Source organism: Nocardiopsis prasina DSM 43845 (assembly GCF_000341265.1).
GTDB classification, from domain to species: Bacteria; Actinomycetota; Actinomycetes; order Streptosporangiales; family Streptosporangiaceae; genus Nocardiopsis; species Nocardiopsis prasina.
In genome coordinates, this window is the sequence record NZ_ANAE01000002.1 from 1 (window position 1) to 11,711 (window position 11,711).

Annotated in this window: 8 protein-coding genes; 3 read left to right on the forward strand and 5 right to left on the reverse strand. The window is 71.0% G+C overall.

The annotated features are described in order from the left end of the window. Positions 1-85: 85 nt before the first annotated feature. Both D452_RS0100015 and D452_RS0100020 read right to left on the reverse strand, forming a co-directional pair. Complete coding sequence (locus D452_RS0100015; RefSeq protein ID WP_026128825.1) at positions 86-616, reverse strand: hypothetical protein; 531 nt, start codon at positions 614-616, stop codon at positions 86-88. Positions 617-787: 171 nt separating this feature from the next. After that, a complete protein-coding gene (locus tag D452_RS0100020; RefSeq protein WP_026128826.1) occupies positions 788-1,351 on the reverse strand; it encodes a hypothetical protein in 564 nt (187 codons plus the stop codon). Positions 1,352-1,678: 327 nt separating this feature from the next. Between D452_RS0100020 and D452_RS0100025 the strand changes: the two genes are divergently transcribed. Both D452_RS0100025 and D452_RS0100030 read left to right on the forward strand, forming a co-directional pair. Continuing rightward, on the forward strand, positions 1,679-2,347 hold the full coding sequence (locus D452_RS0100025) for a response regulator transcription factor (protein ID WP_026128827.1): 669 nt from the start codon (positions 1,679-1,681) through the stop codon (positions 2,345-2,347). Positions 2,348-2,412: 65 nt separating this feature from the next. Next, complete coding sequence (locus D452_RS0100030) at positions 2,413-3,699, forward strand: sensor histidine kinase (RefSeq protein WP_017542136.1); 1,287 nt, start codon at positions 2,413-2,415, stop codon at positions 3,697-3,699. 744 nt (positions 3,700-4,443) lie between these two features. On the opposite strand, the gene D452_RS0100035 is transcribed toward D452_RS0100030, so the two are convergent. From D452_RS0100035 to wecB, 3 genes are all read right to left on the reverse strand, one after another. Next, positions 4,444-6,633, reverse strand: a complete 2,190-nt coding sequence (locus D452_RS0100035; RefSeq protein ID WP_017542137.1) for a glycosyltransferase — start codon at positions 6,631-6,633, stop codon at positions 4,444-4,446. Between the two features lie 118 nt (positions 6,634-6,751). Then, positions 6,752-8,497: a hypothetical protein gene (locus tag D452_RS0100040; protein WP_017542138.1), complete on the reverse strand. Its 1,746-nt coding sequence runs from the start codon at positions 8,495-8,497 to the stop codon at positions 6,752-6,754. A gap of 109 nt (positions 8,498-8,606) precedes the next feature. After that, on the reverse strand, positions 8,607-9,716 hold the full coding sequence (wecB, locus tag D452_RS0100045) for a non-hydrolyzing UDP-N-acetylglucosamine 2-epimerase (RefSeq protein ID WP_026128828.1): 1,110 nt from the start codon (positions 9,714-9,716) through the stop codon (positions 8,607-8,609). Positions 9,717-9,892: 176 nt separating this feature from the next. Between wecB and D452_RS0100050 the strand changes: the two genes are divergently transcribed. Then, positions 9,893-11,710, forward strand: coding sequence for a glycosyltransferase family 4 protein (locus D452_RS0100050; protein ID WP_040692598.1), 1,818 nt, complete (start codon positions 9,893-9,895; stop codon positions 11,708-11,710). Position 11,711 lies beyond the last annotated feature (1 nt).

Sequence of the window (11,711 nt, forward strand, 5' to 3'; positions counted from 1 at the left end):
CCGGACAGTGAACGCGGGCCCGTCCGAGTGAAGACTCGGGCGGGCCCGCGCCGTTGTGTGGGGCCGGTCCAGCGGGCGGGGGCGGTCAGCAGCGGGGCAGCCCCTCGATCGGCTTCCATGGCTCACTGTTGCTGAAGGCGGTGGCGCTGACGAAGACGTCCCGGTTTCCGGTGTCGTCGTCGGTCAGCGCCCACCAGGTGGAGTAGCCGTCCTCGCCGTCGGAGTGCGGTTCGCCCTCGACCTGGCAGAAGAAGTAGTGGCGTCCGGCCCAGAGCCAGCCGCCCGTGGGGTAGCGGCTCTCCTGGGACCAGTAGGTCCGGGCGTCGCGCCAGGTGGAGTAGTAGTGCCGGCGGGAGAACGCGGTGGCCTCCGGTTGGTTGACCGCGTCGTCAGCGGAGGAGGCCACCGGAGTCTCCACGCGCACGGCCTCCGCGGCGGTGTGCCCGGCGGCCGGGGCCGCGAACGCGGTCGGGAGGGAGACCGCGAGGGCCAGGGTCAGGGCGGCCGGCGCCCCGAGGCGTGTCCCCGCCCCCCGCCACTCCCCCCACCCCCTTGGTCTGGTCGGGCCCTTCGGACCACCCGGTCGGCTTCCGGCCTTGTCGTTGCGCCGCACCATCCACACTCCTCACGTGCCCCGGACCGGGTTCGGGGTCCGAGTTGGGTGACGGGTCCGGTGGGGTGCGGTCACGCGGGACCGCCAACCACCACCAACACCACCATTGCCACTCCTATCATCACTCAGAGTGCTCAAAGGGACGCGTTACGACGCGGTTGCTGTTTCGGAGGGTCAGCAACCGGTGATGTTCCTGGCGTCGCCGGTCATGTCGTCACGCTCGGACTGGTCCGTGCCGCTGCCCTCGAACCAGATGAACACGATGTGGCAGGCGTTCTGGGCGTCGACCACGTCGTTGTCGTCCTCCTCGATCTGGGCGCGCAGCCCCGCGATGACGATCGAGGCGGAGAAGATGTCCTCGAAGGCAATGATGCGGGCCAGGTTGGTGTCCATGGCGCCCGTGCAGGCGAAGGCCTCCTCGGCGTCACAGATCTCGTCGGTCTTGTCCACTCCCGCCTCGAGACCGTGGTCTCCGCTGAGCTCGGAGATGATGTCCTCGACGGTCGCCAACTCCTCCGGCTCCTGCGTGGGGACGGTGGTGGGCTCCTCGGTGGGCTCCGGGCTGGGGAAGGGGTCCTCGGTCGGACTCGGGGACTCCTCGGGTGTGGGCGACGGGATCGGGGCGGGAGCGGGTTCGGGCTCCCTCTCCGCCGCGATCCGACCGGTCACGACGCCGCCCAGCGCGAGTCCGCCGCCGAGGAAGGAGGCCCCGGCCAGGATCGCGATGACGGCGAGCACCGCGACGAGGCCGGTTCCGTACCGCCCCCTGGGAGGCGGCGTCGGGTGGGGCGGGCCCTGCGGAGGAAAGCCGAATTCGTTACCGCCCGGGGGCGGCGGGTGGGGATTCACGTCCTGGCTCCTCTGCTGTCAGGTGAGTTCTGGCGAAGGGCACTCCTACACCCCGCGTTCCAGCTTCCCAGTTTCACCAAGAACGTGCAAAGAAAGGGCTGCTGATAGCTATTTGCACTATTTGACCGGTATGTGATTCGCGTATTTTCGGCCAACCTTGGGCCATCCGGCGCGCATAATAGGGAAATGCGCCACCCTGGACCTACGATCGGCTCCATGACCTGCGTTTTGCTGGCCGAAGACGATGTCTCGATCTCCGAGCCTCTCGCGCGCGCACTCCGACGCGAGGGCTACACGGTAGACGTGACCGTCAACGGCATTGAGACACTCGACCGCGCCCGTGCGGGAGACATCGACCTCATGGTCCTGGATCTCGGGCTCCCCGAAATGGATGGCCTCGAGGTGGCACGTCGGCTCCGCGCCGAGGGTCACGGAACGCCGATCCTGATCCTGACCGCCCGAGCGGACGAGGTCGACACCGTCGTCGGCCTCGACGCCGGTGCCGACGACTACGTGACCAAACCGTTCAGGCTCGCCGAACTCCTGGCCCGCGTCCGCGCCCTGCTGCGGCGTGGCGGGGCCGAGGTACCGGTGGTCCACGGTGTCCGGATCGACAACGACTCTCGTCGTGCCTGGCTGGGCGACCGCGAGCTCCAACTGACCACCAAGGAGTTCGACCTGCTGCGCGTCCTCGTGCGCGACGCGGGCAAGGTGGTCACGCGAGAACAGATAATGCGGGAGGTGTGGGACACCAACTGGTGGGGGTCGACCAAGACCCTGGACATGCACATCTCCTGGTTGCGCCGCAAACTCGGCGACGACGCCAACCAGCCTTCCTACATCACGACCGTCCGGGGCGTGGGGTTCCGGTTCGAACGAGACTGACACGACCTTGGGTTCGACGCGCTTGCCAGTCGACCGCCCAGGGGGTCGGACGGACGTGAGGTGACATGCGCAGGCGGATGGTTTTCTCCACCCTGGTGGTGACCGTCATCGCCGTCATGCTGCTCGGGCTGCCCCTGGGTGCGCTCACCTACAAACTGGTGCACGACGAGGCCAGTCGGCAGCTTGAGGGCGAGGCCGAACTGATCGGCGCCGAGAGCGACAACATGTTGGAGCTCCACGGCGAGCTGGACCTGGCGGAGTTCGATCGGGAACACCCGAACAGGTTCGTCCGCATCACGCCCGCGGGCGAACCGACCGCCGTGACAGCGGGCGATCCCGCGTTGAACCCCGAGGCCGTGGACTCACCGCGCCTGCTCAGGGCCACCGTCACCACCGGCCGCGACACCAGGGTCGAAGTGTGGAGCGACGGCGAGGACGTGCAGGAGAGCGTGGTCCGCGCCTGGTTGGGGATCGCCTCACTGTCCCTGCTGGCCATCGGGGTCGCCGTGGGACTTTCCATGTTCCAGGCCCGCCGCCTCACTCTGCCGCTGGTCGACCTCGCCGCCACCGCCGAACGTCTCGGCTCCGGGGTCACCACGCCGTGGGGGCACCGCTACGGCATCCCGGAGGCCGACCGCGTCGCCGAGGTGCTGGACCGCAGCGCCGAACGCATCGCCGGGCTCATCGCCACCGAGCGCCACTTCGCCACCGACGCCTCACACCAGCTCCGCACACCGCTGACCGCGCTCACCATGCGGTTGGAGGAGATCATCGCCGAGTCCGGCAACGCGGAGGTGGTCAGGGAGGAGGGCGAGGCCGCCCTCGCCCAGACCGAACGGCTCGTGGAGACCGTCGAGAGCCTGCTCGGCCGCGCCCGCAAGAGCCAGAACCCCGAGGTGGAACCGGTGGAGCTCGACCCGGTCCTCAACCACCTCCAAGCCGAGTGGTCGCCCGTCTTCCAACAGGAGAAGCGCCGGCTCCTCGTCACCGGGGACCCCGGACTGACCGCCATGACCGTCCCCACCGACCTCGCCCAGATCCTGGCGACCCTGGTGGAGAACGCCTACAAGCACGGTGCGGGGACGGTGACCATCCGCCGCCTCGACACCGGTCAGTCCGTGCGCATAGAGGTCAGCGACGAGGGTGAGGGCGTTCCCGAGCACCTGTCCGGGCGGATCTTCGAACGCGAGGTCAGCGGAGGCGGCGGAACCGGTCTCGGACTCGCCCTGGCCCGCCACATCGCCGAGTCCGAGGGCGCGAGGGTGGAACTGGTGCAGACCAGACCGACCACCTTCGCGCTGTTCCTGCCCGCCGGGGCGGGGGGGCTGTCGAAGATGACGGGGCCCGTCTGATCGTGCTTCTTTGGGCCGCCGCTTCGCTGTGTCTCTTTGCACCTCCGCTTCGCTTCGGTGCGTGTTCGGGCGCCCAAGTAGCCAGGGATTCTTCATCCTCATCCACGCCTGGCTCGTCCCTCACTGGCGGCTCGACTCGTCTTGCAGAACCCTGGCGGCACCCGAACGTGTGTCTCCTTGCACCTCCGCTCCGCTTCGATGCGTGTTCAGGCGCCCAGAAAGCCAGGGATTCTTCATCCTCATCCACGCCTGGCTCGTCCCTCACTGGCGGCTCGACTCCTCTTGCAGAACCCTGGCAGCGCCCGAACGTGTGTCTCCTTGCACCTCCGCTCCGCTTCGATGCGTGTTCAGGCGCCCAGAAAGCCAGGGATTCCTCATCCTCAACCACGCCTGGCTCGTCCCTCACTGGCGGCTCGACTCCTCTTGCAGAACCCTGGCAGCGCCCGAACGTGTGTCTCCTTGCACCTCCGCTCCGCTTCGATGCGTGTTCAGGCGCCCAAGTAGCCAGGGATTCCTCATCCTCAACCACGCCTGGTTCGTCCCTCACTGGCGGCTCGACTCCTCTTGCAGAACCCTGGCGGCACCCGAACGAAGGCACCCCCCTTGTGCCGAAGGTTCAGGGCGGGACTCACGCCCGTGGCTGAGCCGGGCCGTTGGCTCCCCGGCCATGGCTGAGGAGCCACGCCCGCTCGCCCAGCCCCGGGCTCACGGCGAAGTGCGAACTGCACACATCGATGCGGGGGCCTAGTTGGCGCTGGCGTGGGCGGTGGACCCCTGGGCGGCGGGCGTCTCGCCCCGGACCACCAGATCGCTCCACATCCCCCGGACCCGCTCCAGCGCGTAGACGGCGGTCACCTCCGCACGGGCCCGCTCGCTCTCGTCGACGAACCGGCCCTCGGAGACGGTCGTGTGGATGGACTCGGCCATGGCCACCGCGTCGTCGTGGATCCAGTGCGGGTCGTAGATGGTGTCCGAACCCGGCCACGCGAGGAGCGCCGGGACCCCACCGGAGGCCGCGCACTCGGCGGGGGCCAGGTGGAAGGACTCGTCGTCGCTGGTGGAGAGCACGAACCCCACCCGGCGCAGCCAGGTGGCCACGTCCGGCCCGAAGCCGTCGAAGACCACCCCGGAGGCCAGGTTCTCGTCACGCTGGATGCGCCGGTACACCCGCTCGAAGTAGGAGCGCTCCTCCGGCCGGTTCCAGATCCACCAGTACTCCCACGGCTGCTTGGTCTTGACCGACAGCGTGTAGCGCGGGTCCATCCGGCGCAGCTCGGAGAGCACGTCCAGCCCCCGGTCCAGGCGCTTGCGGGACGGTGCGATCCCGATCATGCCGAGCGAGAACTCGGCCCCGGCGAGCTTCGGGCGGTCCAGCTGGCGGTCGTCCACCCAGTTGGGCAGCACCACGACCTTCTCGGCGGGCCAGCCGGTGAGCTCGCGGGTGAGGTCGGCGTAGTGCGGGCTCACGCAGACGACCGCGTCGACCTTGGCGATGTCCAGGCGGCGCGGCCACTCCGCGTACAGCTCGAAGCGGTGCAGGCGCACGATCAGCCGCTGGTCGGGGCGCTTCCACTTGGCGTAGAAGAGCGCGTTGGGCCCGCACCACTCGCAGATGACCACGTCGGCCCAGGAGGCGAGCTCCCGGGACCGGTACTGGTCGTGGGTGCTCAGCCCCTCCCACTCGTCGATGCGTACGTCCAGGCCGGGCAGTGAGTCCAGGTACTCGGCCAGGCGGGTGAAGAACTTGAGGTCGTGCCCGGCGATGACCACCTTGAGCGGGCGCTCGGGGTCGGTGCCCTCGGGAGCCGCGGGAATGGCCTCGGCCAGGTATCCGCGCAGGCGCTCGGCGGCGCGTTCCAGGGTGTGGTTCGCGGCGGCCCTGCGGCAGCGTTCGGCGGCCTCGGTGTACACGGCGCGGTCGTGGTAGGCACGGGCGACCACCGCTGCCACCGAGGCGGTGTCCTCGCCGGCGAACAGCGGATAGTCGGCGCCGAGCAGGGCCTCGTGCATGGGGGTGCGGTTGAGGACCACAGGCAGGCCGAGCGCGCCGAGTTCCAGCACCTTGGTGGACAGCTCCAGGCTGGAGTCCATGTCCGGGTCGCGCCAGGACAGGCCGAAGTCGCACTCGGCGGACTGGCTGAGGGCGTCGGCCCTGGCCATGCCGCCTCGCCAGTCCACGTGCGGGGTGCTCTCCAGGGCCCTGCGCATGCGCTTGGCCCAGTCGGCGGGCTCGGCGTGGATCTTGTCGCCGATCATCACCAGTTCGGCGTCCACCCCGAGCCGGGCCAGCTCCTCGGGCAGCCCGGTCATCTCCAGGGTGTTCCAGCGGGGCGCGAACTTGCCGGTGTAGGCCAGGCGGGTGCGCGCGTGCGTCTGGCCCTCGGCGGCGATCCCCTCGGGCACCACCGCGACGGGCGGGAACAGCACGGACCGGCCGCAGGCGGCGGGGACCGTGGACTCCAGGAAGGCCCGCAGCTCCTCGGTCTGGCAGAGCACGAACCGTGAGGCCAGCGCGATGTCGGTGAGCTCGGCGGTGGCGGTCGCGGACAGTTCGCCGACGCTGTGCGGGAAGTCCGTGAGGTAGGTCCACAGCCTCCCGGCCAGGCTCTCCTCCTGGGCGGCCAGCCCGGCGAGTCGGCGGCCCCGGACGACGACCAGGTCGAAGGGCCTGCGCGAGTGCAGACCGCCCATGATCTCCACGGCCTGCTCGGGCGTGAGACCGCGCGGTCCGAGGTCGGACAGCAGTCGGTCCTCGTAGGGACGGACGAGGTGGACGCTGGGGTTCGCGGTGAGCGGCGCGGTGAGCCGGTCGGTGCGGACCTGGGCCTTGAGCAGCAGGGTGACCTCGCAACCCGCCGCCGCCAGGGCCTGCGCCATCGACTGCGCCCAGATCGCCGAGCCGTCGATGATGTTCAGGTCCACGTCCCCGTACAAGAGTGCGCGCGGAGGAGCTGTGCTCACGTTCTTCCCTTCGGATGCTGATGGGTGGCCCGAGTGTTGCGTACTACCGCGCCGCGCGCGCCCGTCGGGGGCGACTCGGGCGTGGCGGTGGTCAACCGACCGCACCCGTCGAGGCGTCGGCGTGGGTCGGTCCCTCGTTGTCGCCGTCGGTGCCGGACCCGTGGTCCGGTCCGAGGGCCAGGAGCCGGGTGCCGCGCCGGTTCCACTCCGCCGGGAGCCAGCCCCGGCGCAGCAGATCGGTCCGGGCCAGTTCCGGGGTGACCGAGGTGACGAACACGTATTGTCTGCCACCGGTGTCACGGTCGAAGAAGCCCCGTTCCCCCAGGCCCGGGGTCTTCTGGTCGCCGGTGTCGGGGGTGCCGACCGCGTCGGCGCCCGAGCACTCGGCGGCACAGGCGAGGTCGGCCAGGCGGTGACGGCCGACCGGGGCGGTCCACAGGTGCGCCCACGGTGAGGCCGCGCGTTCGGCCAGGGCCGCCCAGTGCTCCGGTTCGAACCCGCCGACCTGGGACCGGGTGCCCTCGCGGGTGAGTTCCTCGGGAGTGTCGGGGGCGGTGGTGCGGACCGCGCGCACCGTCAGGCCCTCGGCCCGCAGGCGCTGGACACCGGGCATCCGCGCGGCGGTGTCGGGGACGACCACCTCGGCTGGGCGCAGACGGGAGCCGAGGAGGTCGTCGGCGAGGCGGTCGGCCTCAGGTTCGGAGGCCGGGTCGGCCAGGACCGCGACCCCGCGGCCGCTCAGCGGGAGTTCGGTGCCGGGGGTGCCCGACGGGAAGTCGAGGCCCTCCAGAAGGGAGACCAGCCGGACGGGCGCCGCCTCGTCGAGGAACACCTGGCGGAGCATGGCCCGCACCTCACGGGGTGTGGGCGGTTCCGCGCGCAGTCGGGGCACGGTGACAGCGAGGTCCTCGGCGTCGGGAACGGGCACGGCCGGGTGGGAGACCACCCGGGTGCCGCAGGCCCACGCGCGGCGGCGCAGACGCAGGTCGCCGTGGCCGGACTCGGGGATCACGGCGACGTTGGCGGCGCGCAGGGCGTCGGGCAGTTCGGGCGAGTCGGCGTCCACCACGCCCACGCCGAGGTCCACCAGGACGTCGGGGACCGGCTGGTCCGGGGAGGTGCGGACGAAGACCGCCTCGGGGCCGGAGACGAGTTCGGCGGCCACGGGGTTGAACAGGTGCAACGGCACACCGGCGTCACCCTTGTGCACGCGGTCGAAGCCGAGCTGGCGCAGGGCGGGCGGAGACGGGGCGTCGTCGAGCAGGACCGTGGGGATGCCGCGCGCGGCCGCGGACTCCAGCACCCAGTGCAGGGCACGGGTGCGGTCGACGGCCGCGGGGTCACCCACGTGAGCCCAGGGAGACCCGGGAGCGGCCGCCGAGGTGGACACCAGGAGCAGGTCGACGTCGACGGCGTCCATGACGATCTGGGCGTCGTGCGGGCGCAGCGGCACCGAACGCAGGTAGGGGTCGACCGCCTTCTGCACGGCCGGACCGAGGACGGTGGCGACCACCAGCAGGTCCTCGCGGCCGCCGCTCAGCCCGGTGAGGAGGCGGGCCTCCTGCCGGTCGGCGTCGAAGGAGCGGACGGGCTCGACGCCGCGGCGTTCGGCGTGGTTGGTGCTGCCGCTGCGTCGCCACAGCCGGTAGAGGTCGCGCGGGAGCCTGACCAGGGAGCGGCCGGGGCGTTTGGCGGCGGCGGTGAGCGCGCGGCCCACCTGGAGGGAGGTCGATCCCTCGAGCGAGGCCAGGCGGGCCTGCGCCTCCTGGAGCTGGGCCTCGCGCTCGGCCAGGGCTTGCCGAAGCTGTTCGGTCTGGCTCTGTTCACGCCGTTTCACGGTCTGCCACCTTGTGCTCGGTTCGGGAAACCTCGGGTCGGGACACCGGGGTGTCCGTGGTGCGGTCCGGGTGCCGGGGGGCGCCCGCGCGGATGGGGAACACGGCCGGTCACCGTGACCACTGGGTGAGGACGGAGGCGATGCGTTCGCCCGCGTGACCGTCCCACAGCGGCGGCACGTCGCCGATCCGCTCCACGGCCCGGCCGTCCAGGACCTTGCCCAGTGCCTGGAGGAGATCGGCCTCGGTGACCAGCTGGTTGGTGCCGTGGGTGATGGTGATCGGGCGTTCGGTGTTGGGGCGCAGGGTCAGGCAGGGCACGCCGAGGATCGTCGTCTCCTCCTGGACCCCGCCGGAGTCGGTGACCACTGCGGCGGCGCCCCGGGTGAGCGCGACGAAGTCGAGGTAGCCGAGCGGTTCGAGCAGGCGCACGCGCGGGTGGTCGCCCAGCCCGGCGCGGTCGAAGGCGGCCTTGCCGCGCGGGTGCACCGGCATGACCACGTCGGTGAGGTCGGCGATCTCGTGCAGGCGCTCGGTGAGCAGGGCGACGTTGGCGGGGTCGTCGACGTTGGCGGGCCGGTGCAGGGTGGCGGCCACGTACCGCTGGGGCAGGTCGAGGCGGTCGCGCAGGGCGTCGGCGTCGAAGCGGTCGATGTTGCCCAGGAGCGTGTCAATCATCGGGTTCCCGACGAGGTGGACGCGATCCGGGGAGACCCCCTCGGTGGCCAGGTGGCCGATCGCCTCGGGGCTGGTCGCGAAGAGGAGGTCGCTGAGCTGGTCGGTGACCCTCCGGTTGATCTCCTCGGGCATGGTGTTGTCGAAGGAGCGCAGGCCGGCCTCGACGTGCGCGACGGGGACGCCGAGCTTGGCGGCGACCAGGGCGGCGGCCACGGTGGAGTTCACGTCGCCGTAGACCACGACCATCCCGGGCGTGTTCGCGGTGAACTCGCGTTCCAGGCCGACCATGAGCGCGGCGGTCTGCGCTGCGTGCGAACCGGAGCCGACACCGAGGTCGACGTCCGGGGTGGGCAGGCCGAGGTCTCGGAAGAAGACGGCGGACATGCGGTCGTCGTAGTGCTGACCGGTGTGCAGGACCGTCTGGTGCGCGCCCCGCCCGCGCAGGGCGGAGACGACCGGAGCGGCCTTCACGAAGTTGGGGCGGGCCCCGACCACGTGCACGATCCCGGTGTCCTGGCTGCCAAGAGGCGCACTCGTTGCCACGGCTGTTTCCTTCTGCTTCTGGTGGGGGTGACTGCTGTGCTGGTGTGGGCCGGGGTCCCGGCCGGGCGGTTCGCGGCGCGCGCGGTCCGGGTGACGGAGTTCTTTGCCCCAGCCGTCCCGTCCGTGTCGCCGTGTTGTCACCATCCGGCCACGTCCACGTGGTTGTGTGACTGACCGTGCATGACTCCCAGAATCCCGAACCCCGTGTTCCGCGTTCGCGCGTCCTCTGGCCGAGGGCGGTGACCTTCACCGCGACCCTGGCCTGGCACCACCTGCGTTCCGATCCGGCCCGCCTGCCGCTGCTGGCGCTGCGGCTGATGCCCGGCCCCGTGCGGACCTCGGCGCGTGCCGTGTCCGCCCGTTCGGGCGCGCTGCCGCGCGCCTACTCCCTGTGGGACCAGGGACGGCGCGAGGAAGCACGCGAGGTCCTGCTGTCCGCCGCGACGAACTCCCCTCCCCGCAGGGTGGGGCGCCTGGTCTCGGCGGCTCTCGCCGCCGGAGACGCCGACACCGCCCGTGAGCTGGTCGAACGTATTCCTCCGGGGCCGCACAGGACCTCGGCGGAGTATCGGACGGCACTGGCCACGGGACGTGCCGTCCCCGCGTCCCCGTCCGTTTCGCCTGACCGTCACGGGTTCACGTTAACCCGCGGTGCGCCAACGCGGCCTGACGACACGGTGAACGCTCAGCGACCGGCCACCGGCTCGGATGACGGCGGAGGCTGGCGCGTGGCCGTGGACCCGGGGCGGCCCGGGGCGGGGGTGCGGGTGCTGCACCTGGTCACCAACGCGCTTCCGCACACCAACGCGGGCTACACCCAGCGCACGCACCGGATCGCGGTGGCGCAGCGGGACGCCGGGATGGACGTCCACGTGGCCACCCGTGCCGGGTATCCGCTGACCAAGGGGGTCCCGGACCCGCGCACACTGGTGCGGGTGGACGGGATCCCCTACCACCGGCTCCTTCCGTGGACGGCGCCCGGCGACCACGCCGACGAGCTGGCGGCGGGGCTGCGGATGGCGTCGGAACTGGTGCGGACCGTGCGTCCGGATGTGCTGCACGCGGCCAGCAACCACCACAACGCGCGGCTGGCCCTGGAACTGGGCCGCCGGTTCGGGCTGCCGGTGGTCTACGAGGTGCGGGGGTTCCTGGAGGAGTCCTGGCTGTCCCGGGATCCCTCCCGTAGCGTGGACGATGCCTTCTACCAGGCCGAACGCGCCAGCGAGACCGAGTGCATGCTCGCCGCGGACCTGGTGGTGACGCTCGGGGAGACCATGCGCGCCGACATCGAGGCGCGCGGCGTGCCCCGGGAGCGGCTGCTGGTGGTCCCCAACGCGGTGGACGAGTCGTTCCTCGATCCGCTGCCCTCGGGAGACGAGGTCCGCAAGGAGCTGGGGATCGGACCGGAGGAGTTCGTGGTGGGCACCACCACGAGCTGCTTCGGCTACGAGGGCCTGGACGTGCTCCTGGACGCGGTGGCGGCCATGCGGGAACGAGGGGAGCGCGCCCACGCCCTGGTGGTCGGGGACGGCCCGGAGCTGGCCACGCTGCGTGACCGCGCCCAGCGGCTGGGGCTGGACGGTGCGGCGCACTTCCCCGGGCGGGTCCCGGCCGACCGGGTCCGCCACCACCACGCCGCGCTGGACGTCTTCGCCGTGCCACGACTTGATGAACGCGTGTGCCGCTTGGTGACACCGTTGAAGCCGGTGGAAGCCATGGCTGGTGGGCTTCCTGTTGTCGCGAGTGACCTTCCGGCGCTGCGAGAGATCGTGGAACCGGGGGTGTCCGGCGAGTTAATTCCGGCGGGCGAATCGGCACGTCTAGCTGATGTCCTCACAAATCTCGCCTACAGTCATCAAAAGCGGACGTCCTACGGTCAAGCTGGTCAGGAGCGTGTCGGAGCCAACCGAACGTGGACCGAGGCCGCATACCGCTACAGCCAGGCGTATCGGGTTCTTATTCGAAAAATGTCCGAACCAGGACAGAACCCGTAAC

What these genes read in the sequence shown, in the direction of transcription:
- D452_RS0100025 (WP_026128827.1), top strand. Translation starts at nt 1,679, where the DNA reads ATGACCTGCGTTTTGCTGGCCGAAGACGATGTCTCGATCTCCGAGCCT.
- D452_RS0100015 (WP_026128825.1), bottom strand. Translation starts at nt 616, where the DNA reads ATGGTGCGGCGCAACGACAAGGCCGGAAGCCGACCGGGTGGTCCGAAG.
- D452_RS0100030 (WP_017542136.1), top strand. Translation starts at nt 2,413, where the DNA reads ATGCGCAGGCGGATGGTTTTCTCCACCCTGGTGGTGACCGTCATCGCC.